27 protein-coding genes are annotated in these 25,064 nt (G+C 63.5%); 13 read left to right on the plus strand and 14 right to left on the minus strand.

Annotated features, from left to right (window positions below; all coding sequences use genetic code 11):
- Window positions 1–7: 7 nt before the first annotated feature.
- Entirely contained in the window at window positions 8–1,174 is a 1,167-nt protein-coding gene (locus WFP44_RS04140; RefSeq protein WP_336925113.1) for a sterol desaturase family protein, read from the minus strand.
- Window positions 1,153–1,566 carry a nuclear transport factor 2 family protein gene (locus WFP44_RS04145; RefSeq protein ID WP_336925114.1) on the minus strand — a complete coding sequence of 138 codons (414 nt, stop codon included), beginning with the start codon at window positions 1,564–1,566 and terminating at the stop codon, window positions 1,153–1,155. The genes WFP44_RS04140 and WFP44_RS04145 overlap by 22 nt, the downstream gene beginning before the upstream one ends.
- Window positions 1,567–1,681: 115 nt before the next feature.
- On the opposite strand from WFP44_RS04145, the gene rpiB reads away from it, so the two are divergent.
- The 6 genes from rpiB (at window position 1,682) to rpsD (ending at window position 5,684) form a co-directional block, all read left to right on the plus strand.
- Window positions 1,682–2,143, plus strand: a complete 462-nt coding sequence (rpiB, locus tag WFP44_RS04150) for a ribose 5-phosphate isomerase B (RefSeq protein ID WP_336925116.1) — start codon at window positions 1,682–1,684, stop codon at window positions 2,141–2,143.
- A complete protein-coding gene (gene glyA / locus WFP44_RS04155) occupies window positions 2,143–3,456 on the plus strand; it encodes a serine hydroxymethyltransferase (protein WP_336925117.1) in 1,314 nt (437 codons plus the stop codon). Before rpiB ends, glyA begins: the two co-directional genes overlap by 1 nt.
- Before the next feature lie 6 nt (window positions 3,457–3,462).
- On the plus strand, window positions 3,463–3,684 hold the full coding sequence (locus WFP44_RS04160; RefSeq protein WP_336925119.1) for a hypothetical protein: 222 nt from the start codon (window positions 3,463–3,465) through the stop codon (window positions 3,682–3,684).
- A gap of 7 nt (window positions 3,685–3,691) precedes the next feature.
- On the plus strand, window positions 3,692–4,153 hold the full coding sequence (nrdR, locus tag WFP44_RS04165; protein ID WP_336925120.1) for a transcriptional regulator NrdR: 462 nt from the start codon (window positions 3,692–3,694) through the stop codon (window positions 4,151–4,153).
- The gene (locus WFP44_RS04170; protein ID WP_336925121.1) at window positions 4,137–4,865 is read left to right on the plus strand and encodes an RNA methyltransferase; all 729 of its coding nucleotides are present in this window, start codon (window positions 4,137–4,139) and stop codon (window positions 4,863–4,865) included. The genes nrdR and WFP44_RS04170 overlap by 17 nt, the downstream gene beginning before the upstream one ends.
- A gap of 204 nt (window positions 4,866–5,069) precedes the next feature.
- Entirely contained in the window at window positions 5,070–5,684 is a 615-nt protein-coding gene (gene rpsD / locus WFP44_RS04175; RefSeq protein WP_336925122.1) for a 30S ribosomal protein S4, read from the plus strand.
- 87 nt (window positions 5,685–5,771) lie between these two features.
- Here rpsD and maoP read toward each other — a convergent pair whose 3' ends face one another.
- The 10 genes from maoP to WFP44_RS04225 form a co-directional block, all read right to left on the minus strand.
- On the minus strand, window positions 5,772–6,077 hold the full coding sequence (gene maoP / locus WFP44_RS04180; protein ID WP_336925123.1) for a DUF413 domain-containing protein: 306 nt from the start codon (window positions 6,075–6,077) through the stop codon (window positions 5,772–5,774).
- A 97-nt stretch (window positions 6,078–6,174) separates the two neighbouring features.
- Window positions 6,175–7,314, minus strand: a complete 1,140-nt coding sequence (gene tgt, locus WFP44_RS04185) for a tRNA guanosine(34) transglycosylase Tgt (RefSeq protein WP_336925124.1) — start codon at window positions 7,312–7,314, stop codon at window positions 6,175–6,177.
- On the minus strand, window positions 7,314–8,246 hold the full coding sequence (locus tag WFP44_RS04190; protein ID WP_336925125.1) for a DUF481 domain-containing protein: 933 nt from the start codon (window positions 8,244–8,246) through the stop codon (window positions 7,314–7,316). The genes tgt and WFP44_RS04190 overlap by 1 nt, the downstream gene beginning before the upstream one ends.
- 80 nt (window positions 8,247–8,326) lie before the next feature.
- Window positions 8,327–9,103: an ABC transporter permease gene (locus WFP44_RS04195; RefSeq protein ID WP_336925126.1), complete on the minus strand. Its 777-nt coding sequence runs from the start codon at window positions 9,101–9,103 to the stop codon at window positions 8,327–8,329.
- Window positions 9,100–10,071, minus strand: coding sequence for an ABC transporter ATP-binding protein (locus tag WFP44_RS04200; protein WP_336925127.1), 972 nt, complete (start codon window positions 10,069–10,071; stop codon window positions 9,100–9,102). Before WFP44_RS04200 ends, WFP44_RS04195 begins: the two co-directional genes overlap by 4 nt.
- 49 nt (window positions 10,072–10,120) lie before the next feature.
- A complete protein-coding gene (queA, locus tag WFP44_RS04205) occupies window positions 10,121–11,155 on the minus strand; it encodes a tRNA preQ1(34) S-adenosylmethionine ribosyltransferase-isomerase QueA (RefSeq protein ID WP_336925128.1) in 1,035 nt (344 codons plus the stop codon).
- A 63-nt stretch (window positions 11,156–11,218) separates the two neighbouring features.
- A complete protein-coding gene (locus tag WFP44_RS04210; protein ID WP_336925129.1) occupies window positions 11,219–11,962 on the minus strand; it encodes a peptidylprolyl isomerase in 744 nt (247 codons plus the stop codon).
- A 104-nt stretch (window positions 11,963–12,066) separates the two neighbouring features.
- A complete protein-coding gene (gene coaD, locus WFP44_RS04215) occupies window positions 12,067–12,579 on the minus strand; it encodes a pantetheine-phosphate adenylyltransferase (RefSeq protein ID WP_336925130.1) in 513 nt (170 codons plus the stop codon).
- A complete protein-coding gene (locus WFP44_RS04220) occupies window positions 12,580–13,485 on the minus strand; it encodes a polyprenyl synthetase family protein (RefSeq protein ID WP_336925131.1) in 906 nt (301 codons plus the stop codon).
- Between the two features lie 6 nt (window positions 13,486–13,491).
- Complete coding sequence (locus WFP44_RS04225) at window positions 13,492–13,740, minus strand: exodeoxyribonuclease VII small subunit (protein WP_336925132.1); 249 nt, start codon at window positions 13,738–13,740, stop codon at window positions 13,492–13,494.
- A 135-nt stretch (window positions 13,741–13,875) separates the two neighbouring features.
- Here WFP44_RS04225 and purL point away from each other — a divergent pair, with 135 nt between their 5' ends.
- Window positions 13,876–16,110 carry a phosphoribosylformylglycinamidine synthase subunit PurL gene (gene purL / locus WFP44_RS04230; protein WP_336925133.1) on the plus strand — a complete coding sequence of 745 codons (2,235 nt, stop codon included), beginning with the start codon at window positions 13,876–13,878 and terminating at the stop codon, window positions 16,108–16,110.
- 3 nt (window positions 16,111–16,113) lie between these two features.
- Here purL and WFP44_RS04235 read toward each other — a convergent pair whose 3' ends face one another.
- Both WFP44_RS04235 and serB read right to left on the minus strand, forming a co-directional pair.
- Window positions 16,114–16,749, minus strand: a complete 636-nt coding sequence (locus tag WFP44_RS04235; RefSeq protein ID WP_336925134.1) for a DUF1345 domain-containing protein — start codon at window positions 16,747–16,749, stop codon at window positions 16,114–16,116.
- Entirely contained in the window at window positions 16,749–17,633 is an 885-nt protein-coding gene (gene serB, locus WFP44_RS04240) for a phosphoserine phosphatase SerB (RefSeq protein ID WP_336925135.1), read from the minus strand. Before serB ends, WFP44_RS04235 begins: the two co-directional genes overlap by 1 nt.
- Between serB and miaA the strand changes: the two genes are divergently transcribed.
- From miaA to leuA, 6 genes are all read left to right on the plus strand, one after another.
- Entirely contained in the window at window positions 17,626–18,567 is a 942-nt protein-coding gene (miaA, locus tag WFP44_RS04245) for a tRNA (adenosine(37)-N6)-dimethylallyltransferase MiaA (RefSeq protein WP_336925137.1), read from the plus strand. The genes serB and miaA overlap by 8 nt on opposite strands.
- A 144-nt stretch (window positions 18,568–18,711) precedes the next feature.
- Window positions 18,712–20,457: a biosynthetic-type acetolactate synthase large subunit gene (gene ilvB, locus WFP44_RS04250; RefSeq protein WP_336925138.1), complete on the plus strand. Its 1,746-nt coding sequence runs from the start codon at window positions 18,712–18,714 to the stop codon at window positions 20,455–20,457.
- A 7-nt stretch (window positions 20,458–20,464) separates the two neighbouring features.
- A complete protein-coding gene (gene ilvN, locus WFP44_RS04255) occupies window positions 20,465–20,983 on the plus strand; it encodes an acetolactate synthase small subunit (protein WP_377922957.1) in 519 nt (172 codons plus the stop codon).
- A 135-nt stretch (window positions 20,984–21,118) separates the two neighbouring features.
- The gene (gene ilvC / locus WFP44_RS04260) at window positions 21,119–22,138 is read left to right on the plus strand and encodes a ketol-acid reductoisomerase (RefSeq protein WP_336925139.1); all 1,020 of its coding nucleotides are present in this window, start codon (window positions 21,119–21,121) and stop codon (window positions 22,136–22,138) included.
- Between the two features lie 141 nt (window positions 22,139–22,279).
- The gene (locus WFP44_RS04265; RefSeq protein WP_336925140.1) at window positions 22,280–22,930 is read left to right on the plus strand and encodes a YceI family protein; all 651 of its coding nucleotides are present in this window, start codon (window positions 22,280–22,282) and stop codon (window positions 22,928–22,930) included.
- A gap of 274 nt (window positions 22,931–23,204) precedes the next feature.
- A complete protein-coding gene (gene leuA / locus WFP44_RS04270; RefSeq protein WP_336925141.1) occupies window positions 23,205–24,899 on the plus strand; it encodes a 2-isopropylmalate synthase in 1,695 nt (564 codons plus the stop codon).
- Window positions 24,900–25,064 lie beyond the last annotated feature (165 nt).

The raw sequence follows: 25,064 nt of genomic DNA on the forward strand, positions 1-25,064 counted from the left end.
GGGTTTTTCATGTCGGCTTGCGCAGCGGCCACACCAATTGTCGCAGCCACCCTTCCGGCGCGCGTTCCTCTGCCAGACCATACCCGTTCGGCCAACGGTCTTGCGGCATATGATAGGTGCCGAACACGCGGTCGATCACCGGCAAATGCACGGCAAAGTTCACATCGCGCGCCTCCGCCTCGATCCCGTGGTGCCAGTGGTGGAAGCGCGGCATGGCGATCCACCGCTCCAGCCAGCCTGAACGCGGGGCCAAATTGGCGTGGATGAACACCGCTTGGAAACTCACCAGTGCGAGATAGGCATAGACCGCGCTCTGGGCAAAACCCGCCAGCACCAGCGCCAGCAGCACCAGCCCGCGCGTGGCGATCACATCGACCAGATGCAGCCGCGATCCGGCCAGCCAATCCATCACCTCCACGCTGTGATGCACCTTGTGGAACCGCCACAGCAGCGGCACGGCATGGAAGGCGCGATGCACCCAGTATTGCGCGAGGTCAGCCAGCAGAACGCACAGCGCAAACTGCACCAGCCACGGCAGCGCCTGCACCGCGCCCTGCACGCCCGGATGCGCGATCATCGCGGCGAAATATACCACCGGAGCAACCACCAGCACGCTCAGCAATTGCACCAGCGCATGGGCGAGGAAGAAATATTGCGCATCGGTCAGCCAGCCTTTGCGGAAAGGGCCTTGGTTCCGGCGCAGGGCAAAGGCGCGCTCCAGCGGCACGAACAGCGCCGCGGTGCTGATTGTTCCCAGCACGAACCAATCCAGCCCCAGATAGAGACTGGTGCGGCTGCCATCGCCCAGTTCCGCCCCTCCCCCGCCCAGCGCCAGAGCCACCATCGCCAGCGCCAGCCCGGCCAGCCCCAGCGCTTTCTTCCGCCGCAGCAGTAGGGACAGCCCCGCCAGAACCAGCACCAGCAGAATCGCCCCATCAATCGCCAGTCGCACCAAGGGCAGCGGATAGAGGCTGCGCAATTCGGGCAAGGTCAAATATTGCGGAAAATGCAGGCACAGCACGGCAAACACCGCCAGCAGGCCAAGCCCCACCGCCAGGACACCGCTTATCCACCCCGTGCCAAAGCGGCGCGGCGCAGCATCGGCAAAGATGCGCGCCAGCCAGTCCTCCGCCGTGCGGTGCGCGGGCGGCGTTACCGGCTCTCCGGCACCCACACCGCGCCCTTGATGTAACGGATCAGCCCCGCCTCGTTCAGCAGGTAATGGATGTAGAATTCCACCTCCACGCTCACACCCTTGGGCACCACGCTCATCCCCGAATAGCCCTTGTCCGCCAGCACCTTGGGCGACAAGTCCTTAAGTCCGGTAAAGCGGATGACCACATGGGCGACAAAGCCTTGTCTGCCGGGGAAGAATTCGCGGAACGTCACTTCTTCGGCGCAATATTCGTGGAAGAAGGCGTAGAAGGCGCGGAATGCCTCCTTGCCGCGCACGGCAAAACCCGCATTTTCCAGCACGAAATCATCGGCAAAGAAGCTTTCCATTGCGGCGTAATCGCGCGCGTTGAAGGCGGCGAGATAGCGGTGATAATCGGCTTCGGTCATCATGCACGCCACGCTATAGCCATGCTTGGCGGCGTGAAAGGCATTTTCTCTGCCCTTTTCGGGGATTCCGGGCCTTTTGCGGTGGCAAGCCGGGCCGCAAGGCACTATGTGCGCGGGCATGAAGATCGCCATCGCCTCGGACCACGCCGCATTCGACCTGAAAGCCCAGCTCGCGCAGGACTTGGCCGATTGGGGGCACGAGGTGATTGATCTGGGGCCGGACAGCGCGGACCGCGTCGATTACCCCGATTACGGCTACAAGCTGGCCGATGCCGTTGCCAGCGGCCGGGCAGAGCGCGGGGTGGTGCTGTGCGGATCGGGCATCGGCATTTCCATTGCGGTCAACCGCCATCCCGGCGCACGCTGCGCACTGGTCAATGATCCATATTCCGCTGCGCTGGCGCGTGAGCATAATGATGCCAATGTGATTGCCATGGGCGCACGCCTGATCGGGCCGGACATGGCGCGCACGTGCTTGCAGACCTTCCTTGTCGCGGAGTTTTCCGGCGGCCGCCATCAACAGCGCGTCGAAAAACTGGCAAACCCGCCATTCACCTCCCACTCGCAGGAAATTGCCTGATGTCCACTGTCGCCAGCCCCGCCCACAACGATGCCGTATCCCGTTTCTGGCACGATGATCTGGCCGATGCCGATCCCGAAGTGTTTGCCATCATCGGCCGCGAACTGGGCCGCCAGCGCGACCGGATCGAGCTGATCGCATCCGAAAACATCGCCAGCCCGGCGGTGATGCAGGCGACCGGCAGCGTGTTCACTAACAAATATGCCGAAGGCTATCCGGGCAAGCGCTATTATGGCGGCTGCGACTATGCCGACGAGGTGGAACTGCTGGCGATCGAACGCGCGAAGAAGCTGTTCGGCTGCAATTTCGCCAATGTGCAGCCCAATTCGGGCAGCCAGATGAACCAGGCGGTGTTCCTCGCGCTGCTCAATCCGGGCGATACCTTCCTCGGCCTTGATCTGGCCAGCGGCGGGCATCTGACGCATGGCAGCCCGGTCAATATGAGCGGCAAGTGGTTCAAGGCCGTGCCTTATGGCGTGCGCCGCGAAGACAGCCGGATCGACATCGACCAGGTGCGCGAACTGGCGCACAAGCACAGGCCCAAGCTGATCATTTCGGGTGCCACCGCCTATCCGCGCCAGTGGGATTTCGCCGCTTTCCGCGAGATTGCGGACGAAGTGGGCGCTTACCTGCTGGCCGATATGTCGCACTTTTCCGGCCTGGTGGCGGGCGGCGCGCATCCCAACCCCTTCCCCCACGCCCACATCGTGACCAGCACCACGCACAAGTCCTTGCGCGGGCCCCGCTCCGGCATCATCCTGTGGAATGACGAGGCGCTAAGCAAGCCGCTCAACATGGCGGTGTTCCCCGGAATGCAGGGCGGCCCGCTGATGCATATCGTGGCGGCCAAGGCGGTTGCCTTTGCCGAAGCGCTGCGCCCGGAATTCAAGACCTATGCCGCCTCGATCGTGGAGAATGCCAAGGCGCTGGCAGCCAGCCTTGCCGAAAGCGGCGTCAACATCGTCTCGGGTGGCACGGACAACCATCTGATGCTGGTTGATCTGACACCCAAGAATGTCACCGGCAAGGCGGCCGAGAAGGGCCTCGATCGCGCTTTCCTTACCTGCAACAAGAACGCCATTCCCTTCGATCCGGCCTCCCCTTTCGTCACCTCCGGCGTCCGCCTCGGCACGCCCGCAGGCACGACGCGCGGCTTTGGCCCGGCGGAGTTCCGCAAGGTCGGCCAGCTTATCGCAGAGGTGATTGACGGGATGAGCCGCAACGGCGAAGAAGGCGACGCGCAGGTGGAAGAGCGCGTGCGCCGCCAGGTGCAGGATCTGTGCGCGGCGTTTCCGGTCTATCCGGGGAGGTAATCGGCGATGAATGATCCCGACAAACCCATCGACCGCCGCATATTGGTGGATGCCATTGCCGAGGTGAAAGATATGGGCCGCGAAGGGTTGGCCCACCCTTCCACCAAGCCGGTGCTGACCGGCGCGGCGGTGGGCGCAGTAGCGGCGGCACTGCTGCCTGTGGTCAGCTGGCCAATAGGCCTCGTCGCGGGCGCGGGATTCATGCTTTACAAGCGGATCAGGCCGTAACTGCCTGATGCGTTGCCCGTTTTGTGCCCATGATGACAGCCAGGTAAAGGATTCGCGGCCCACAGAGGACAACACCGCGATCCGCCGGCGCCGCCAGTGCGAAAGCTGCGGCGGGCGTTTCACCACCTTTGAACGCGTGCAACTGCGCGATGTGCTGGTGGTCAAGAGTGGCGGCAAGCGGGAGGCTTTCGACCGGGCCAAGATCGAACAATCGGTCAGCCTTGCCTGCCGCAAGCGCGGGATCGAGCAGGAGCGGATCGACCAGCTCGTCTCCGGGATCCAACGGCAGGTTGAAACTGCGGGCGATGGCGAGGTGCCGTCGTCCCGCATTGGCGAAATGGTGATGGACGGCCTCAGGCAAATCGATTCGGTCGCCTATATCCGCTTCGCATCGGTTTACCGCGATTTCAGCGAAGCGCGCGATTTCGAGGAATTTGCCAGCCAGGTGCGCGATGCCGGAACCGACTGAGCCGCCCGTTATCGTGCTGGTGCGCCCGCAACTGGGCGAGAATATCGGCAAGGCCGCGCGTGCCATGCTCAATTTCGGCCTTACCGAGATGCGCCTCGTCTCCCCGCGCGACGGCTGGCCCAACCCCGCCGCCGGGCCTGCCGCATCGGGCGCGGATGTGGTGCTGGAACGGGCACAGGTGTTTGCCAGCGTGGCCGAGGCGGTGGCCGATTGCGCGCACGTCTATGCCACCACGGTTCGCAAGCGCGGCGTGACCAAACCGGTCGTCAATGCCGAGGAAGCCGCGCGCGAAATCCATGCAGCACCGGGTCGCAGCGCGATCCTGTTCGGGCCGGAGCGTTCGGGGCTGGAAACCGAGGATGTGGCGCTCGCCCGCACCATCCTGACCGTGCCGATCAATCCGGAATTCGGCTCGCTCAATCTGGCGCAGGCGGTGATCCTTGTCGCCTATGAATGGTCGAAGGGGCAGACGGGCCTTGTCCAGCCCACCGAAGAAGACCTGCTGCCTCCCGCCCCGCAGGAGGAGCTGGACGGTCTGATCGGCCATTTCGAGGAACTGCTCGAACCCAAGGGCTATTTCCGCCCCCAGGCCCGTGCCGAGGCGACGCGCCGCACCCTGCGATCCCTGCTGACCAAGCCTGCATGGAACCATCTGGAAGTGCGCACATTGCGCGGGGTGCTCAATTATCTGGGCAAGCCCGACCGCAGCTGACGCTTTCGCGCGCACACGCCCGCGCGCTTGACCTTCGCGCCCATCCTGCTATGCGCGCGGCTCACTTCGATCAGGGGCGCTTGAAAGCGCGCCTTCGATTGGCCCCGCATCCCGGTGAAGCGGCGGCCGCATGGGCGAACCCCATGGTGCAAGACCGGGTTGAAGCGTCACCGCTGGGGTGGCGATGCAGATTGGAGAAGACATATGACGAAGCGCACCAGCGCCAAGCACAAGCTCGACCGCCGCATGGGCGAAAATATCTGGGGCCGTCCGAATTCCCCGGTGAACAAGCGCGCCTATGGCCCCGGCCAGCACGGCCAGCGCCGCAAGGGCAAGATGAGCGATTTCGGCCTGCAGCTGCGCGCCAAGCAGAAGCTGAAGGGCTATTACGGCGATGTGACGGAAAAGCAGTTCCGCCGCACTTACGAAGAAGCGACCGCCATGAAGGGCGACGCCAGCCAGAACCTGATCGGCCTGCTCGAACGCCGCCTCGACATGGTGGTGTACCGCGCCAAGTTCGCGCCGACGATCTTCGCCGCGCGCCAGATCGTATCGCACGGCCACATCTATGTGAACGGCGTGAAGTGCAACATCGCCAGCCGCCGCGTGAATGTGGGCGATGTGATCAGCCTGGGCGACAAGGCCAAGACCATGGCACTGGTGATCGAGGCGCAGAGCCTTCCGGAACGCGATATCCCCGATTACGTCTCGGTCGATGGCACCGACAAGGTGACGTTCACCCGCGTGCCCAAGCTGGAAGATGTGCCCTATCCGGTGACGATGGAACCGAACCTGGTGGTGGAGTTCTACTCGCGCTAAGGCTTTCGGGTTATTCCGATACGAAAGGGCGGCTCCGCTGGGGCCGCCCTTTTCGTTTGACGGGTGATTTTCGGATGCAGGATTCCGTCAATGCCACGGTCGCCAGCCCCGCATATTCCGCTCGGCATCGTCAAGGCGCTGGTTGATAGTGGTGGAGTCCGATCGGACCCAAGCAGGCAGGAGCGAGGTCGGCTTTCGCGGCGCTTTGCCGAGATTTGTCAGATACCAGACATAGGCATATTCGTGCACAGTCGATGGCTCGGCAATCCCTCTTGCCACATCAATGAAACGTCTTTGCGCTGCCGTCTTTGGCCTCCGCCTCCCCTCATGAAGGGCAAGGTAGAATGCCAGATGCTGCTCAATCAACGCTGCGCATTCGCGGGCGTTCAGCATTATCACCCCCAAGGTGGAAATGATGCCACGCCAAAGCGGGCCGGAGGTGGAACATCCGGCTCATTTAATAACAAGCGGTTAAATTGCGTTCCCTGACTCAGCCCAGATAATCGCGCCGGAAATCCCGCGCAAAGCCCGCAAACCGCCTCTCGGCAATCGCCTCGCGCATGGCCTGCATCAGCGCCTGATAGAACCACAGATTGTGTTCAGTCAGCAGCATGGCACCCAGAATCTCGCCCGATTTGTGCAGATGGTGGAGATAGGCGCGCGAATAGCTGGTGCACGTAGGGCAGGCGCAACGCTCGTCCAGCGGGCCGGTATCTTCCGCATGGCGCGCATTGCGCAGGTTTACGGGCCCTTTCCAGGTAAAGCCCTGCCCGTTGCGGCCCGACCTGGTGGGCAGCACGCAATCGAACATATCGACCCCGCGCTCCACCGCGCCCACCAGATCATCGGGCTTGCCCACGCCCATCAGGTATCGCGGACGATCCGCAGGCAGCATTCCGGGCGCGAAATCGAGCGTGGCGAACATCGCCTCCTGCCCCTCGCCCACGGCAAGCCCGCCAATGGCGTAGCCATCAAACCCGATTTCGGTGAGCTTTTGCGCGGAAATGCGGCGCAGATCTGCGTCCAGCGCGCCTTGCTGAATGCCGAACAGCGCGCTGCGTTCCGCGTGCTCACCGCCGCTGTCGAAACCATCGCGGCTGCGGCGCGCCCAGCGCATCGAGAGTTCCATGCTGGCGGCGATCTCGTCCCGCGGGCGGTCGGCGCGGGGGCATTCGTCGAACGCCATCACGATATCGCTGCCCAGCAGGCGCTGAATTTCCATGCTGCGTTCAGGCGTCAGCAGATGTCTCGACCCGTCGATATGGCTGCGGAAGGCCACGCCCTCCTCGGTCAGCTTGCGCAGCGAGGCGAGACTCATCACCTGATATCCGCCGCTGTCGGTCAGGATCGGGCGGTGCCAGTTCATGAATGTGTGCAGGCCGCCAAGCCGCGCCACCCGCTCCGCGCCGGGGCGCAGCATCAGGTGGTAGGTGTTGCCCAGAATGATATCCGCACCCAGCGCGCGCACGCTTTCGGGCTTCATCGCCTTCACCGTGGCTGCCGTGCCCACCGGCATGAAGGCGGGCGTGCGAATAGTGCCGCGGCGCATGACGATCTCGCCCGTGCGCGCAAGCCCGTCCGTGGCCTTCACGCGGAAGGCGAAGCGAGGTTTGTCCGGGATGTCAGGCATCAGAAATTGTAGACGAGGGTGAACCGGCTTTGCGTATCGGTGGAAACGGCATTGGCTGCCGGACTGCTGTCATATTCGATGGTGTAGGAAAAGCGCCCCGTCAACCGTTCGCTGAATTTGCTTTCCACGCCCGATACCAATTGCAACGTGGTGTTGTTGCTGCCGATGAAGGCCACCGCCCGCCCGCCCGCTTCGGCGACGGCATTGGCGTCCTGAGTCAGTTTCAACCGGTCGGTGATCGCCCAGTCGAAATCGAACCCGATCAGGCCAGCTATGCTGTTTTCGGCAAGGCCGGTAAGCAATTCGGTGCGCCGCCAGGCTGGCCCTGCCTTCACATCCAGCGTGGCCTCACCTCTGTTGAGCACGCGGTAACCCAGCCCTCCCGATACCGCATAGCGCCCCGCAAAGCCCTGGAACCGGTTGCGCTCAAACTGCGCCAGCGCATAGGCGAAAAAGCCGTCGTCGATCTGGTATTGCGGTTCGTAAGCGGCAGAAAACTGCTCCCGCTCGCTCCGCCCGCGCGATCGGCGGTAATCGGCGGCGAGGCGCAGATTGTGCCGCCAGTCGGTGCCCTGCCGCCGCAGGTTTAATTGTCCGGTGAGGCCTGTTGCCGGTGAATTGCCCCCCGCCTTGAACCCACCTATTTCGCCCCGCCCTCCCCAATTGTCAAAAAAGCCAGGGCGGCGCGCCGGGGCAAGTGCGGCGTCCGCCAGTTGCGGCGAATCCGGCGCGCCGGCCTCGACCCGTTCGGCCGGTGGCGCCGCTTGGGCAGGCAGGGCCACATCAGGCTGCGCCGATTGCGCGAGCATGGCGTCAATCTCCGCCGCTGCATCGGGATAGGTCGCGCGCGCCACGCCCGCCACCGCATCCACCGTGGCGGGTTCTCCCGTGGCGATCGCCGCTTCGATCATCGCGCGCACCGGATCGGGCATTTGCGCGAATGCCGGCGCAGACGGTAGCGCTACCAAAACGGCAAGAGGAACGATCCGCTTCACCGAATCATCTTAGCGCGTCAGTCGCGCAGCCGCCACCCGGTGCGGAAAATGAAGCCGATCACGCCCACACACAGGCCGACAAAGCCCAGGGTCATGCCCAATGCCAGGGCAATCGGCACATCGGAAGTTCCGGTAAATGTCCAGCGCAAACCGTTGATAAGATAGAAAATTGGATTAAACTGGGCCACCGTCCGCCACGGCTCACCCAGCATATCGATCGAATAGAAGGTGCCCCCCAGAAAGGTCAGCGGCGTCAGGATCAGCATCGGCACGATCTGCAGACGCTCGAAGCCGTCGGCCCAGATACCCAGGATAAATCCGAACAGGCTGAACGCGGCGGCGACCAGCACGATATAGCCCACCGCCAGCAAGGGGTGCGCAATGGTGTAATCGACAAACAACGTCGCGGTGGCGAGGATGATGGCCGAGATGATGAGCGATTTGAGCGCCGCCGCCCCCACGAAACCGATCAGCGTTTCGGCCACGCCCACGGGGGCCGACAGCAATTCGTAAATCGCGCCGGTAAAGCGCGGCATATAGATGCCGAAACTGGCATTGCTGGTGCTTTCGGACAGCAGGGTCAGCATCAACAGGCCAGGCACGATGAACGCGCCATAGGATACGCCGCCGATCTCCGGAATACGCCCGCCAATCGCCGCGCCGAACACGATGAAATAGAGCGAGGTTGTCAGCACCGGCGAGACGATCGAGCCGAAGGCAGTGCGGAAAAAGCGCTGCAATTCGTGCACCAGAATGGCAAAGGCGCCACGCAGATTGAGGAGATTGCCGCTCATGCCACCGCCTCCTGCGATTGCTCGTTCAGCAAGCCGACAAAGATTTCCTCCAGCGTCGATTCGCGCGTTTCCATGCCCACAAAGGCGATGCCATGGCGCGTCAGTTCCTGCGCCAGTTGCGCCACTTCGCGCTTGCCCTTGCCTGTGCCGTCGCCGCCGCGATACACAAGCCGCCGCCCGCCTTCGTCCAGCGTTACCGGAAAGGATGAAAGCACGGCGGGGATCTGCGCCATCGGCTCGGCAAGCGTGAAATGCGCCTCGGTCCGGCCCAGCTTAGCCATGATTGCATCCTTGTCATCGACCAGCAGGATGCGGCCCTTGCTGATCACGCCCACCCGGTCGGCCATTTCCTGCGCTTCCTCGATATAGTGGGTTGTCAGGATGATCGTGGTGCCGCGTGCGCGCAAGCTGTCGATCTGTTCCCACATATCCCGGCGCAGTTCGACATCGACGCCAGCGGTCGGTTCATCAAGGAACAGGATATCGGGATCATGCGCCAGCGCCTTGGCAATCATCACGCGGCGCTTCATCCCGCCCGACAGCTTGCGGATCGGTTCGTCCTTCTTGTCCCACAACGACAGCGCGCGCAGCACTTCCTCGATTCGGGCTTCATCGGGTGCCAGGCCGAACATTCCGCGCGAATAGCGCACCTGCCGGATCACCAGATCGAACATATCGAAACTGAGTTCCTGCGGCACCAGGCCAATGCGGCGGCGCACTTCGCGCCAATGCCTGTTCACGTCGAGGCCAAAGGCCGAAATCGTGCCGCCAGTGGGCCGCACCAGCCCACAAACCGCGCCGATAAGCGTGGTCTTGCCCGCGCCATTCGGCCCCAGCAGCGCAAAAATCTCGCCCTTGCGGATGGCCAGATCGACCCCGCCGGACGCGCCCAGCGCGGTAACGCCGCCCTTGTAGGTTTTCACCAGGCCGCGAATGTCGAGAATCGGATCGGTAACAGGGTTTTGCATCGTGCCCCTCAATGCCCCAGCAAACCGGTTTTAGAAACAGTCGTAATCTCTATCCGGGCAGAAGCAGGCTAGAATCGCCATACGAATAGAACCGATATTCGTTCGCGATGGCATGGGCATAGGCCGCCTGCATCCTCTCGCGCCCCATCAGCGCGGACACCAGCATGAACAGCGTGCTCTTGGGCAGGTGGAAATTGGTCATCAGCCCGTCGACACCTTTGAAGCGGTAACCCGGCGTGATGAAGATCGCCGTGTCGCCTTCGAAGGGGTGTATCATGCGGCTTTCGTCGGTCGCGCTTTCCAGCAGGCGCAGCGCGGTGGTGCCCGCCGCAATGATGCGCCCGCCCTTTGCCCGCGCTTCGTTGAGCAAAGCGGCGGTTTCTGCCGATATGCGGCCGAATTCGGCGTGCATCTGGTGGTCTTCGGTATCCTCGGCCTTCACCGGCAGGAAGGTGCCCGCACCGATATGCAACGTCAGCGTTGTGCGGATGATCCCCGCCGCGTCCAGCGCGTCGAGCAGGCGGGGCGTGAAATGCAGCGAGGCCGTGGGCGCGGCAACTGCGCCATCCTCGCGCGCGAAGATCGTCTGGTAATCCTCGCGGTCGGCCTCGTCGGTGCCGCGCTTGCTGGCAATATAGGGGGGCAGCGGCATCCGCCCTGCCCGCTCCAGCAGGACTTCCACCGGCTCATCCCCGCCAAAGGCCAGGGTGAAGCTGCCATCTTCGTGCCGCGCCTCCGCAATCGCGGTGACGCCTGCGCCGAACAGGATTTCGTCCCCCGGCTTCAGGCGCTTGGCGTTGCGGATGAAAGCCTGCCACCGGCGCAGGTCAATCCGCTTGTGCAGCGTTGCGCCAATGCGCGCATCGCCGCGCTGCCCTTCGAGCTGGGCGGGTATCACGCGCGTGTCGTTGAACACCAGCACATCGCCGGGGTTGAGCAGCTGCGGCAGATCCAGGACGCCAGCATCCTCGAACGGCGCATCGCCGCCGCGCACCACCAGCATCCGGGCCGCATCGCGCGGACGCACCGGGCGCAAGGCTATCCGCTCTGGCGGAAGGTCGAAATCGAACAGGTCTACGCGCATGGCGGCCCGTTAGGGCAAAGCCTGCCTTGCGTCACCCCGCCAAATGACCGGGTGCCGGCCAGCCTATTGGGCAGAGGGCTGTTGCACCGATGCGCTCAGCATATCGGGGGTGATGGCCGCAGCCGGACGCGGGGCTTGTGGCAGCAATTGCGGCAGATTGTCGGCCGCAATGCTGGCCTGCAGGATGCGGGTGGGATTGGCCGGCGGCTCGCCCCGCGCAATCGCATCGACATATTCCATCCCCGCAATCACCCGGCCAAAATTGGTATAGTTCCGGTCCAGCGTGAAGCGCGGGTAAAACACGATGAAGAACTGGCTGTTGGCGCTGTTCACGTCATTGGCGCGGGCCATCGACACGCTGCCGCGAACATGGGGGAACATATTGAACTCGGCCTCAAGGTCGGGAAGCGTCGATCCGCCGCGGCCGGTGCCGGTGGGATCGCCCGTCTGCGCCATGAAGCCATCGATCACGCGGTGGAAAATCACCCCGTTGTAGAAATTGGCCCGCGTCAGTTCCTTGATTCGCGCCACATGGTTGGGCGCCCATTCGGGAACAAGGCGGATCGCCACGCGCCCGCCATTCGAGAGGTCGAGGAACAGGATATTCTCGCGATCTTCCTCGATATTCGGGTTGGCGGCGAGCGGGACGCGTGAAATCGCCTCGGCCACGGCATCGGCATGGGCCTGTGCTTCCTGGCGCTGCTGAAGCGTTTGCGCGGACGCAGGCGAAGCCAGCGCGGCAGCCCCGGCCAAAAGGGCCAGAGGCCCGGCAATCCGTGCAAGCGAACGGGCGAAAAGCGTGCTCATGGTCTGAATCGGATCGGTCCTGCGGAAAACTCGGTGAAGGGTGCCCTAGGGCTTTGGGGCTGACAGTTCAATGAACATGGCATTGAAGTGAACAGCTGCGGCTCTCAGCGTTCGCCCTTCAGGCCGATGGACGCCACGCGCGCCATCACCTGCTCGCGCACCTGCGGGCTGACGAAACGGGCGATATCTCCGCCATAAAAGGCAATTTCCTTGACCAGTTTCGAGGCGATGGGCTGCAAGCTGATATCCGCCATCAGGAATACGGTTTCGATGCCCGAATTGAGCTGCTGGTTCATGCCCGCCATCTGGTATTCGTATTCGAAATCCGCGACCGCGCGCAGGCCCCGCACGATGATGCTGGCCCCTTCCCGCTCCGCCACATCCATCAGCAGCGCGTCAAACCCCTTCACCTCGACATTGGCAAGGCCCAACCGGGCGACTTCGGACCGCACCATCTCCATCCGCTCGGCCGGGGTGAACAGCGGATCCTTGCTGGGATTGGTGGTGACACCCACGACCAGAGTGTCGACCAGCTTGGCCCCGCGCCGCATGATATCGGCATGGCCCAGCGTGAAGGGATCGAAAGTGCCGGGATACAGGCCGATGCGTTCGGGCATTTACCCCTCCCGCTCGACGACGAAACGCGCCAGCGCGCGCAGCACCTCGGCCTCTTTTCCATGGCCCGCCAGATGCCCCACCGCCTGTTCGGACAGGAAGCGCGCCTGTTCGCGCGCCTTTTCCGCGCCCATCAGGCTGACAAAGGTCGCCTTGCCTTGTTCGGCATCCTTGCGCAGCGCCTTGCCCGCCTTCGCCTCATCCCCTTCGTGGTCGAGCAGATCATCGGCAATCTGGAAGGCCACGCCGATGTCGCGGGCATAGGCGCGCAGATGCGCCCGCGCCTCTTCCGGAACGCGGCCCAGGATCGCGCCCATTTCCACCGCCGCCATCAGCAGCGCGCCGGTTTTCAGTTGCTGAAGGCGGGTGACGCCTTGCAGGTCAAATGTCTGCTGCGCGGCGGCCATGTCCATCACCTGCCCGCCGGCCATGCCGTTATGCCCGCTCGCCCGCGCCAGCGCGCCGCACAGTTCCGCGCGGATAAAGGGATCTGGGCCGATTTCGGGGCCAGTGAGCAACTCGAACGCCAGATCATGCAGGCAATCACCCGCCAGCACGGCAATCGCTTCGTCAAAGGCGATATGCAGCGTGGGCTTGCCGTGCCGCATCGCGTCATCATCCATGCAGGGCAGATCGTCATGGATCAGCGAGTAGACATGGATGGCTTCAATTGCACAGCCCGCCTGGATGGCGGCACTGCGGCTGGCGCCATACATTTCGGCCACGGTGATGACGAGGAAGGGGCGCACCCTTTTGCCGCCGCCAATCGTGGCATAGCGCATCGCCTCCACCAGCCTGGCGCGTGGATCGTCGGGAACGGGCAGGATCGCGTCGAATGCCGCGTCCACTTCGCGCTGCACCCGCTGGAGCGCGCGGCCCAGCATATCGTCGGCCAGAACCAGCGCCATCGCGGCCTATTCCGTACCGAAGGGGACAGTGCCTGCGGCCTGCCCATCCGGCCCCGCCACGATCTTCTCGATACGCGCTTGCGCCGCATCGAGCCGCGCCTGGCAATGCCGCCGCAGCGCTTCGCCCCGCTCATACAGAGCAATCGATTCGTCGAGCGGCACTTCGCCGCTTTCGAGCCGGCGCACCACGTCTTCCAGTGCGCGCAGCGCGTCCTCAAAGCTCAGGCCTGCGATGTCAGGGGTATTTGCGTCCATGGCGTCCGGTTTGGCCGTGCCAGCGCGCAGCGTCAAGCGGGCCAAGTGCCAGCAGGAAATCTGTGGGCAAAACGGCCTGTCCGCAAAGAGGCAGGGGCTAGCGACTCCCTTCCCTCCCCGCTAAGGCGCAGGGCCATGACTGAAATCACCGCAGAGATCGTCGAGGCGCACGGCCTCAGCCCCGAGGAATATGAGCGTGTCCTGCACGCGCTTGGCCGCACGCCGAATATGGTCGAGCTGGGCATTTTCTCGGTCATGTGGTCCGAACATTGCAGCTACAAGTCATCGCGCCTGCATCTCAAGAAACTGCCGACCAGCGCCCCCTGGGTCATCTGCGGCCCCGGCGAGAATGCGGGCGTCATCGATATTGGTGATGGGCAGGCCGCCATCTTCAAGATGGAGAGCCACAACCACCCCAGCTATATCGAGCCCTATCAGGGTGCGGCCACGGGCGTGGGCGGCATCCTGCGCGATGTGTTCACCATGGGCGCGCGGCCGGTGGCCAATGCCAATGCCCTGCGTTTCGGCCGGCCCGATCATCCCAAGATGAAGCATCTGGTGCAGGGCGTGGTCGCGGGCATTGGCGGATATGGCAATTGCGTGGGCGTGCCCACCGTGTGCGGGGAGACCAATTTCCACCCCGCCTATGATGGCAATATCCTCGTCAATGCGATGACGGTGGGCGTGGCCGATCAGGACAAGATCTTCTATTCCGCCGCGACGGGCGTGGGCAATCCCATCGTCTATGTCGGCAGCAAGACCGGGCGCGACGGTATTCACGGCGCAACGATGGCCAGCGCCGATTTCGGGGAGGATGCCGAAGCGAAGCGCCCCACCGTGCAGGTGGGCGATCCCTTCACCGAAAAGCTGCTGATCGAGGCGTGTCTGGAACTGATGGCGACCGATGCCATCGTTGCCATTCAGGACATGGGCGCCGCGGGCCTTACATCCTCCAGCGTGGAAATGGCGACCAATGGCAAGGCGGGCATCCGCCTGAACATGAATGCCGTGCCCTGCCGCGAAGAGGGCATGACGCCGTATGAAATGATGCTGAGCGAAAGCCAGGAGCGGATGCTCATGGTTTTGAAGCCCGGCAAGGAAGCGATGGCCGAGGCGATCTTCCGCAAGTGGGAACTCGATTTCGCGGTGATCGGCGAAGTGACCGATACCGGCCACATGGTGCTGGAATGGAACGGCGAAGTGGTGTGCGACATTCCGCTCGGCCCCCTTGCCGCGGATGCCCCGCTGTATGACCGCCCCTACCTCAGCCGCGCCGAATACCGCGCATGGGCGGGCACCAAGCCGCTGGAAGATATTCCGGGTGGCACCGACATTGGCGGCGATCTGCTCAAGCTGATGGCCTGCCCCGATCTGGCGAGCCGGAAATGGATCTGGGAACAGTATGACAGCCAGGTGGGCGCGGATACGCTCCAAACCGGCGGCGATGCGGGCGTGGTGCGCGTGCATGGCACCCGCAAGGCGCTGGCGATCAGCACCGATTGCACCCCGCGCTATGTCTTTGCCGATCCGTATGAAGGCGGCAAGCAGGCGATTGCCGAGGCTTTCCGCAACCTCTGCGCCGTGGGCGCGCGGCCGCTGGCGGTGACCAATTGCCTCAACTTTGCCAATCCGCAGCGCCCGGAAATCATGGCGCAGCTTGTCCATGCGCTCGACGGCATGGGCGAGGCGTGCCGCGTGCTCGACTTCCCGATCGTGAGCGGCAATGTCTCGCTGTATAACGAAAGCAAGGCGACCGGCGGCGGCAGCGCAATCCTGCCCACCCCGGCGATTGGCGGCGTGGGCATCATCGACGATTACGCACAGATGATGACGCTGCCCTTCAAGCAGGAAGGCGATGCCATATACCTTATAGGGGCGGAGCCGTGGGCGACTCCCAACCCCGAACGCAGCCTGGTGGGCCAGTCGCTGTGGCTGCGCGAAATCCACGGCCGGGCCGAAGGCCGCGCGCCTTTCGTGGATCTCACGCTGGAAAAGCACAGCGGCGAATTCGTGCGCGAACTGATCGCGGCGGGCCTTGTCAACGCGGTGCACGATGTGTCCGACGGCGGCATGGCGGTGGCACTGGCGGAAATGGCGCTGGCCGGCGGTCTGGGCGCGGAGGTGGAGAACCACCCCGATTACGACCCGGCGCGCTGGTGGTTTGGCGAGGATCAGGCGCGTTACATCGTCACCGTGCCCGATATTGCCGCGTTTCAGGCGCAGCTCGCCAAGGGCACGCGCAACGAGGACACCGCTGGTTCCGGCGTGCGGCGGCTGGGCACCGTGGGCGGCGACAGCCTTTTCGGGGTAAAGCTGGATGCGCTGCGCGAAGCGCATCTCAGCTTCTTCAAGAACTGGATGGAAGCCTGATCTTCATTTCCCGATCCCGGCCGCAAGCACATTGATCGTCAGCGCCAGGATCACCAGGTTGAAAGCAAAGGCGAACAGGCCGTGGAAAGTCGCAACCCGGCGCATATGTGTGCCGGTGATGGCGACATCCGCGGTCTGGCACGTCATGCCGATAACAAAGGCGAAATTCACGAAATCGGCAAATTCAGGTGTGGCCGTGTCGGGGAACAACAACCCTCCCCTGTCCTCCTGTGCTTCCTCGTCAAAATAGAGGCGGGCATAATGCAGGGCGTAGATCAGGTTGACGAACAGCCAGCTGGCGCAGAGCGTCAGGATAATCAGGCCCGCCATGAACGCGCTGCCTGTTTCGCGCAGCAACACAAGCAAGCCCAGAGCGCCCAAGATGGTCGCCGCAATGAGAAGGGTCAGCAAAAGCAGCAGGATGCGGCCTGCATCATTATCACGCGCGTCCCGGCGCAGCCGGTCTGCCTGCCCATGCTTCCACAGCGATATGCAGGAAAGCAGGAAAGCCGCCACGCCCGCATCAAAGCCGACAAGAATGGCCGGTATGATCGGCATCATCCCTCCCGCAAGCATTACCCCCAGCAGAAAGCCCGCCAGAAACAGGACATAGCGCGGGTGCGGGATGCGCTTTGGCATTAACGGCCCACCCATTCCTTTTCCGGCACGCCCAGCAGTTTCAGCACGCTGGTGAGATCGCCCCGGTCGATCCAGCCATTGGCCGCATCGCGCGCCTTGGGCTTGGCGTGGTAGGCAATGCCGTAGGTCGCCTCGGCAATCATCGGGATGTCGTTCGCGCCGTCGCCGGTGGCCAGCGTCACCACATTGCCGCCCAGTTCGGACGCTTCTTCGAGCAGCACGGTGCGCTTTACGCTGCTGTCGGTGATCGGGCCGACAAGGCCGCCAGTCAGCACCTCGTCCACCACATCGAGGCGGTTGCCCACCACCCGCTCGAACCCCAGCATCTCGGCCACGGGATCGGCAAACTGGTGGAAGCCGCCGGTCACCAGCACGGTGCGGCAGCCGCGGCTTTTCAGCGTTTCGACCAGCACCCGCGCACCCGGCATCGGGGTGATGCGCGTGGCAAGACACTCGGCAATCGCGCCGGCGGACAAATCGCGCAGCAGCATCACCCGCTCGCGCAGCGCGCTTTCGAAATCAAGTTCGCCCTGCATCGCCCGCTCGGTAATTGCGGCGATGTGGTGCTTGATCCCGGCAAAATCGGCCAGTTCGTCAATGCACTCCTGCCCGATCATCGTCGAATCCATATCCGATACGAACAGATGCGGCACGGCAAAGGGTGCGGTGGCAATGATCGCGTCGCTGGGGCTGAAATGCGCGTCCAGGCCTGCCCGCAACGCAGCCATGTCATCGGAAGGCGTGGCAATTTCCAGCACATCGCCGCAGCCATCGAGCAACCCTGCCGAGGCCATCGCCACGCCCCTCTCCGCCAGTTGCGCCGCAAGCGCATCGAGGCGTGTTTCCAGATTGGCGGTGTCTGCTATCAGGCGGGCAATGAGCAAGGGACGAACTCCAGCGAAAAATCCGGTGGCGCTCATCGCAGGGCCGACGGCCAGCGGCAAGAGCGATCTGGCCGTGCGGCTGGCCCTTGCCTTGCACGATGCCGGGAATCCGGCGGTGGTCATCAATGCCGACAGTGCGCAGGTCTATGCCGATCTGGCGGTGCTGAGCGCGCGGCCGAGCGAGGACGAGACGCGCGGCGTGCCCCACCGCCTGTTCGGCACATGGGACGGAGCGACCGCCTGCTCCGCCGCCGATTGGGCGGCCGCCGCCAAGGCCGAGATCGCTGCCGCGCATGAAGCCGGCGCGGTGCCGATCCTTGTGGGCGGCACGGGGCTGTATATCCGCACGCTTCTGGATGGCATTGCGCCTGTTCCGCCGATTGACCCAGCGGTGCGTGACACCGTGCGGGCGATGGAAACGCCGCAAATCCGCGCCGCGCTGATGCAGGAGGACGCACCATATGCCGCGCATCTTGGCCCGGCAGACCGGCAGCGGCTGGCCCGCGCGCTGGAAGTGGTGCGGTCCACCGGCAAATCGCTGAAGGCATGGCAGGCGGAGAAGGCAGGCGGCATTGGCGATGCGATTACTCTCGCCCCGTTGATCCTGCTGCCCGAACGCCAGGCGCTCTACGCCCGCTGCGATGCGCGCTTTGCTGCCATGCTGGATGGCGGCGCGGTGGAGGAGGTGGCAAGCCTGCTCGCGCGCAATCTGAGTCCCGCCCTGCCTGTGATGCGCGCTATCGGCGTGGCCGAGATCGCCAATATGCTGAGCGGAACAAGCACCCGCGAGGAGGCGCTGGCGGCGGGCCAGCAGGCCACGCGCAATTACGCGAAACGGCAATATACCTGGCTCAGGCATCAGCCACCGACGGAATGGCCGCGCCTTGAGCCAGAAAATATCGAAATTCGGTCACAGTTTGAAATATTATTCTGATATTTTGGGTTGACAGGATATTTCCTGTCTCATAACAGCCCCACAGAAACGGGTAACAGGAATGGAACCAGCGGCCCGGCGCGAACCCTCGTGCCGGGTTGGTCTTTTTCCGCTTCCATCAGGACCCAATGCAGGAGAAATACGGTGAGCAACGAACGCAGCGGCGCTGCGATATTGTGCGAGATGCTGGTGCGCCAGGGCGTCGAATTCGTGTTCGGCTATCCCGGCGGCGCAGTGCTGCCCATTTATGACGAGTTGTTTTCGGACAATCGCATTCGCCACATCCTTGTCCGCCACGAAGCCGGCGCGGCCCATGCGGCCGAAGGCTATGCCCGTTCCACCGGCAAGCCCGGCGTGGTGCTGGTCACCAGCGGCCCCGGCGCGACCAATGCGGTGACCGGCATTGCCGATGCTTTCCTCGATTCCATCCCCATGGTGGTGATCACCGGGCAGGTGGCGACCAATCTGATCGGCACCGATGCCTTTCAGGAAGCCGACACGATCGGCATCACCCGCCATTGCTGCAAGCACAATTACCTGGTCAAGGATCCGGCCGAGCTTGCCGCCACGATTGACGAGGCGTTCGAGATTGCCACCACCGGTCGTCCCGGCCCGGTCGTGATCGACATTCCCAAGAATGTGCAGGTCGCCACCGCCCCCTTCACCGATGCACCGGTGCAGCGCCCGCGCCGCTACACGCCGCGCATGGTTGCCTCGGCCGACGAGATTGGTGAGGCGATTGACCTTATCGCCAATGCCAGGCGCCCGATTTTCTACACCGGCGGCGGCGTGATCAATTCCGGGCCGCGCGCCACCACGCTGCTGCGCAAATTGCAGGAACTGACCGGCGCGCCTGTCACCTCCACGCTGATGGGCCTTGGCGCGTTTCCGGCGGGCCACCCGGACTGGCTGGGGATGCTGGGGATGCACGGCACTTACGAAGCCAATATGGCGATGAACCAGTGCGATGTAATGGTGAATATCGGCGCGCGTTTTGATGACCGGGTGACCGGACGTCTGGATGCGTTCTCGCCCGATTCCACCAAGATCCACATCGATATCGACCGCTCCTCCATCAACAAGGTGATCCCGGTTGATCTGGGCATTGTGGGCGACTGCGCCACCGTGCTGGAACAGCTGATCGAGGCCTGGGGCAAGCGCGACCGGCTGGACATCGGCGAATGGAAAGCGCGCATCAGCGGCTGGCGCGCGCGCGAAAGCCTGGCCTATCCGGCGGGCACGGGCGGCATCATCATGCCGCAGCTCGCGGTGGAGCGGCTCCACGCCCTCACCCATCATCTCGACCCGATCATCACCACCGAAGTCGGCCAGCACCAGATGTGGGCGGCGCAGTATTTCGGCTTTACCGGCCCCAACAAGTGGCTGACAAGCGGCGGCCTTGGCACGATGGGCTACGGGATGCCTGCCGCTATCGGCGCGCAGCTGGGCAATCCGGACAGTCTGGTGATCGACATTGCGGGCGAAGCCAGCATCCAGATGAACATTCAGGAAATGGGCACGGCCAGCCAGTTCCGCCTGCCGATCAAGGTGTTCATCCTCAACAACGAATATATGGGCATGGTCCGCCAGTGGCAGGAACTGACCTATGAAAGCCGCTATTCCAACTCCTATTCCGACAGCCTGCCCGATTTCGTCGCGCTGGCCGAGGCCTATGGCTGGAAAGGCATCCGCATCACGCGTGAGGATGAACTCGACGCCGGGATCAAGGCGATGATGGAGCATGACGGCCCGGTGATGGTCGATTGCCAGGTGTCGAAGGACGCCAACTGCTTCCCCATGATCCCCAGCGGTGCGGCGCATACCGAGATGCTGCTCTATGGCGACATGGTGGCAGGCACGCTGGACGACGAAGCGAAAGCGCTGGTCTGAGGATAGGATGATGAAAATCAAGCAAACCGAAGCCGAGCGCCACGTGCTCAACATCACCGTCGATAACGAGGCGGGGATTCTGGCCAAGATCGCCGGGCTGTTCACCGCGCGCGGATACAATATCGACAGCCTGACCGTGGCCGACATATCGGACAACCACAAGGTCAGCCGCATCACCATCGTGACGCAAGGCCCGCCGCGCGTGATCGACCAGATCGAGGCGCAGCTGGAGCGGCTGGTGCCGGTTCACCGCGTGGTCGACCTCACCCAGTCCGGCCCCCATGTCGAACGCGAACTGGCGCTGATCAAGGTGGCAGGCAAGGGCGACAACCGGGTGGAAGCCTTGCGCATTGCCGAACTGTTCCGCGCCAAGGTGGTCGATACCACCACTGAAAGCTTCATTTTCGAACTCACCGGCACGCCCGACAAGATCGACAGCTTCATCACGCTGATGCGCGAACTGGGCCTGGTCGAAGTGGGCCGCACCGGCGTTGTCGGCATGATGCGCGGGCCGCAGGGGGCGTAAAGCGCGCGCCAAATCCGGTTTCAAAAAAGATCACATTTGCACATCGCCCCGACGCGCAAATGCGGCTAGAGGCTCCACCGCGAAATTTCCCCCTGCTCATGCCGGGGACAGACAGAACAAAGACAGGACCATCCGATGAAAGTGTATTACGACGCCGATTGCGACCTCAATCTGGTCACTGACAAGAACATTGCCATCCTCGGCTATGGCTCGCAGGGCCACGCCCATGCGCAGAACCTGCGCGACAGCGGGTGCAAGAATGTCGCCATCGCCCTGCGCCCCGGTTCGGCATCGGCAAGGAAGGCCGAAGGCGCGGGTTTCAAGGTGCTGTCCAACAGTGAAGCGGCCGGCTGGGCCGACATCCTCATGATCCTTGCGCCCGACGAGCACCAGGCCGCGATCTGGGAAAACGACCTCAAGGGCAAGATGAAGCCGGGCGCGGCACTCGCCTTTGCCCACGGCCTCAACATCCATTTCGGCCTGATCGAAGTGCCCGCCGACATCGACGTGATCATGATCGCGCCCAAGGGGCCGGGGCACACGGTGCGCGGCGAATACCAGAAGGGCGGCGGCGTGCCCTGCCTGATCGCGGTGCACCAGAATGCCAGCGGCAATGCGCATGACGTGGCGCTCGCTTATGCCAGCGGCGTTGGCGGCGGCCGTTCGGGCATCATCGAAACCAATTTCAAGGAAGAGTGCGAGACCGACCTGTTTGGTGAACAGGCCGTGCTGTGCGGCGGCATCACTCACCTGATCCAGGCCGGTTTCGAAACGCTGGTGGAAGCTGGCTACGCGCCTGAAATGGCCTATTTCGAATGCCTGCACGAAACCAAGCTGATCGTCGATCTGCTGTATGAAGGCGGCATCGCCAATATGCGCTATTCGATCAGCAACACGGCCGAATATGGCGACATCACCACCGGCCCGCGCATCATCACGGCCGAAACCAAGGCCGAAATGAAGCGTGTGCTGGCCGACATCCAATCGGGCCGCTTTGTGAAGAACTTCGTGCTCGACAACCGCGCCGGCCAGCCTGAACTGAAGGCCGCGCGCAAGGCCGCCGAAGCGCACCCGATCGAACAGACCGGCGCTCGCCTGCGCGCGATGATGCCGTGGATTTCGGCGAACAAGCTGGTGGACCAGACCAAGAACTGATCCGGGATTTCGGCGGGGGTTTGCGACAAATCGCGACAAAAATCCCCGCCGCCCTCTGCTCCGCGCAATCGCTTACCGGTGGACATTGGCAGGCCGCATCGCCACATTGCGCGCCTGAATGAACCACTGGGAGAAACCTTCATGCGCAAGACCCTGCTTTCCATCGCCGCCGCCGGTGGCCTTACCGCCCTTGTGGCCGGCGGCCTTAATGCCCAGGGCGGCCCGCCGCAGCTTCCCGGCGCGGTTGACGCCAGCCGCGTGACTGCGGGCACCTATGCCACCGATGCCAGCCACTCGCTGGTCGGCTGGAAGGTCAACCATTTCGGCTTCAACGACTATTTCGGTATTTTCGGCGATGTCGCGGGCACGCTGGAAATCGACCCCGCCAATCTCAATGCCGCAAAGGTGGACGTGACCATTCCCGTCGCCAGCGTCGTGACCGCCAGCGCGGGCCTGACCGAGCACCTGATGCGCGCGGGCGCCAATGGCGGCAACCCCGATTTCTTCGGCCCCAACCCCGCCCCGGCCCGCTTCGTCTCCACCTCGGTGCACACCACGGGTGCGCATACCGCACACATCATGGGCGACCTGACGCTGAACGGCGTGACCAAGCCGGTCACCATTCAGGCGGAGTTTTCGGGCGCGGGCAACCACCCGTTCAACCAGCGCGCGACGCTGGGTTTCCACGGCAACACCACCATCAAGCGTTCGGAATGGGGCCTTGGCGGCTTCGTCCCGCTGGTGGGTGACGATGTGGAACTGGACATCACCATCGCGTTCGAAAAGCAGTAAATCTTCGCCCCCTTTTGGCGTCAGAAGCGCGCGGCTCCCACATGGGGCCGCGCGTTTTTCATGCGCCCACTGGACATTTGTTTACCCTGTGCGCATATGCTGCCCGCCATGAAGACCCGCGCAACCCTGTCGCTGCTTCGACTTACACGCCCTTAGGCGTGCCATTGCCCCTGCGCCTCTGCCGCCGGGACATCGCCTAAGGGCCATCCGCAAGACTGGTGAATTTACCCCGCACCCCTTGCCGTGCGGGCCGGAAGCGATAAGGGACACTCCCATGCCCATGCTCAAGGATCCGAGCCGAAAATACCAGCCCTTTCCGCAGGTCAACCTGCCGGACAGGCAATGGCCTTCGCGCACCATCACACAGCCGCCCCGCTGGCTGTCGACCGATCTGCGCGACGGCAACCAGTCGATCATCGATCCGATGGATGCGGTGAAGAAGAACCGCTTTTTTGACCTGCTTCTGGAAGTGGGCATGAAGGAGATCGAGGTCGGCTTCCCCAGCGCGGGCGCGACCGAGTTCGACTTTATCTCCGGCCTGGTCAAATCGGGACGCATCCCGCAGGATGTGACGATTCAGGTGCTGACCCAGTCGCGCGAGGATCTGATCCGCCGCAGCTTTGAAAGCCTGGAAGGCGTCCACGCGGCCATCGTCCACCTCTACAACGCGGTCAGCCCCGCCTGGCGCGACATCGTGTTCCGCATGAGCCGCGATGAGGTCAAGCAGATCGCGATCAAGGGCGCGCAGTTGCTGGTTGACGAGGCAGCAAAGCGCCCCGGCACCAAATGGCAGTTTGAATACAGCCCCGAAACCTTCTCCACCGCCGAACTCGATTTCAGCCTGGAGGTGTGCGAGGCGGTGATGGGCGTCATCCAGCCCACGCCCGAAAATCCGCTGATCCTGAACCTGCCGGCCACGGTAGAGGCGGCGACGCCCAATATCTATGCCGACCAGATCGAATATTTCTGCCGCAACCTGCCAAACCGGCAGTCGGCAGTCATATCGCTGCACACCCACAACGACCGCGGCACCGGCGTGGCGGCGGCGGAACTGGGCCTGATGGCGGGCGCCGACCGGGTGGAAGGCTGCCTGTTCGGCAATGGTGAACGGACGGGCAATTGCTGCCTGGTGACGGTGGCGATGAATATGTACACGCAAGGCATCGATCCTGGCCTGGATTTCAGCGATATCGACAAGGTCATCGAGACAGTCGAATACTGCAACCAGCTGCCCGTGCATCCGCGCCACCCCTATGGCGGCGAACTGGTCTTTACCGCCTTCTCCGGCAGCCATCAGGACGCGATCAAGAAGGGGTTCGAGGCGCAGGAGCAGCGCAATGACGAATTGTGGCGCGTACCCTATCTGCCGATCGACCCGGCCGATCTGGGCCGCAGCTACGAGGCGGTGATCCGCGTCAATTCGCAGTCCGGCAAAGGCGGCTTTGCCTGGGTGCTGGAACAGGATCAGGGCCTGAAACTGCCCAAGAAGATGCAGGCCGATTTCAGCCGCCATGTGCAGAAAATGGCCGATGATCTGGGCCGCGAACTGAACGCGGCCGACATCTGGGACTGCTTCCGTCAGGCCTATTTCATTGGCGATGTGCCCAAACGGTTCCGGCTGGTCGATTACCAGGAAAGCAAGGCGGGCGACGGCACGCAGGTCTTTACCGGCACCATTCTGGTTGACGGGCAGGAACAGCGCATTTCGGGGCGCGGCAAGGGCCTGCTGTCCACCATCCTTGGCACCATGCGCGAGGCGTTCGGCCTGGATTTCGAAGTGGTCGATTATGTCGAGCACGCACTGGGATCGGGCGTGGATGCGCGCGCGGCGGCCTATATCGAATGCCGCCTGCCCGATGGCAGCACGAGCTGGGGCGTCGGCATCGATCAGGATGTCGCCACCACCAGCGTCCGGGCGATCCTGTCCGCGGCGAACGGTGTCGTGGCGCGCACAGCGGCTGCCGGCTGACACATCGGGGGATCCGCTTGCCAAAGTGAATGGCGGGAAGACTGCCGCGATCCTCCGGGCCACGCAATCGGTCGCAAAAGGCTTGCCGCCCCTGTTCTGTGCTCGGCTGTTAGGTAGCAATACGCGCAATCCTGCCCACCTTCGGACAAGACAAACGCTCTAAGC

The organism is Alteraurantiacibacter palmitatis, from assembly GCF_037154115.1.
Taxonomy (GTDB): Bacteria; Pseudomonadota; Alphaproteobacteria; order Sphingomonadales; family Sphingomonadaceae; genus Alteraurantiacibacter; species Alteraurantiacibacter palmitatis.

What these genes read in the sequence shown, in the direction of transcription:
- WFP44_RS04265 (WP_336925140.1), top strand. Translation starts at nt 22,280, where the DNA reads ATGCGCAAGACCCTGCTTTCCATCGCCGCCGCCGGTGGCCTTACCGCC.
- WFP44_RS04225 (WP_336925132.1), bottom strand. Translation starts at nt 13,740, where the DNA reads ATGGACGCAAATACCCCTGACATCGCAGGCCTGAGCTTTGAGGACGCG.
- WFP44_RS04160 (WP_336925119.1), top strand. Translation starts at nt 3,463, where the DNA reads ATGAATGATCCCGACAAACCCATCGACCGCCGCATATTGGTGGATGCC.
- ilvC (WP_336925139.1), top strand. Translation starts at nt 21,119, where the DNA reads ATGAAAGTGTATTACGACGCCGATTGCGACCTCAATCTGGTCACTGAC.
- miaA (WP_336925137.1), top strand. Translation starts at nt 17,626, where the DNA reads ATGAGCAAGGGACGAACTCCAGCGAAAAATCCGGTGGCGCTCATCGCA.
- nrdR (WP_336925120.1), top strand. Translation starts at nt 3,692, where the DNA reads ATGCGTTGCCCGTTTTGTGCCCATGATGACAGCCAGGTAAAGGATTCG.
- ilvN (WP_377922957.1), top strand. Translation starts at nt 20,465, where the DNA reads ATGATGAAAATCAAGCAAACCGAAGCCGAGCGCCACGTGCTCAACATC.
- WFP44_RS04195 (WP_336925126.1), bottom strand. Translation starts at nt 9,103, where the DNA reads ATGAGCGGCAATCTCCTCAATCTGCGTGGCGCCTTTGCCATTCTGGTG.
- rpsD (WP_336925122.1), top strand. Translation starts at nt 5,070, where the DNA reads ATGACGAAGCGCACCAGCGCCAAGCACAAGCTCGACCGCCGCATGGGC.
- WFP44_RS04145 (WP_336925114.1), bottom strand. Translation starts at nt 1,566, where the DNA reads ATGATGACCGAAGCCGATTATCACCGCTATCTCGCCGCCTTCAACGCG.
- maoP (WP_336925123.1), bottom strand. Translation starts at nt 6,077, where the DNA reads ATGCTGAACGCCCGCGAATGCGCAGCGTTGATTGAGCAGCATCTGGCA.
- WFP44_RS04210 (WP_336925129.1), bottom strand. Translation starts at nt 11,962, where the DNA reads ATGAGCACGCTTTTCGCCCGTTCGCTTGCACGGATTGCCGGGCCTCTG.
- WFP44_RS04170 (WP_336925121.1), top strand. Translation starts at nt 4,137, where the DNA reads ATGCCGGAACCGACTGAGCCGCCCGTTATCGTGCTGGTGCGCCCGCAA.
- WFP44_RS04220 (WP_336925131.1), bottom strand. Translation starts at nt 13,485, where the DNA reads ATGGCGCTGGTTCTGGCCGACGATATGCTGGGCCGCGCGCTCCAGCGG.
- glyA (WP_336925117.1), top strand. Translation starts at nt 2,143, where the DNA reads ATGTCCACTGTCGCCAGCCCCGCCCACAACGATGCCGTATCCCGTTTC.
- rpiB (WP_336925116.1), top strand. Translation starts at nt 1,682, where the DNA reads ATGAAGATCGCCATCGCCTCGGACCACGCCGCATTCGACCTGAAAGCC.
- coaD (WP_336925130.1), bottom strand. Translation starts at nt 12,579, where the DNA reads ATGCCCGAACGCATCGGCCTGTATCCCGGCACTTTCGATCCCTTCACG.
- leuA (WP_336925141.1), top strand. Translation starts at nt 23,205, where the DNA reads ATGCCCATGCTCAAGGATCCGAGCCGAAAATACCAGCCCTTTCCGCAG.
- tgt (WP_336925124.1), bottom strand. Translation starts at nt 7,314, where the DNA reads ATGCCTGACATCCCGGACAAACCTCGCTTCGCCTTCCGCGTGAAGGCC.
- queA (WP_336925128.1), bottom strand. Translation starts at nt 11,155, where the DNA reads ATGCGCGTAGACCTGTTCGATTTCGACCTTCCGCCAGAGCGGATAGCC.
- WFP44_RS04190 (WP_336925125.1), bottom strand. Translation starts at nt 8,246, where the DNA reads ATGCCCGATCCGGTGCGCGCGATGATCGAAGCGGCGATCGCCACGGGA.
- WFP44_RS04235 (WP_336925134.1), bottom strand. Translation starts at nt 16,749, where the DNA reads ATGCCAAAGCGCATCCCGCACCCGCGCTATGTCCTGTTTCTGGCGGGC.
- purL (WP_336925133.1), top strand. Translation starts at nt 13,876, where the DNA reads ATGACTGAAATCACCGCAGAGATCGTCGAGGCGCACGGCCTCAGCCCC.
- WFP44_RS04200 (WP_336925127.1), bottom strand. Translation starts at nt 10,071, where the DNA reads ATGCAAAACCCTGTTACCGATCCGATTCTCGACATTCGCGGCCTGGTG.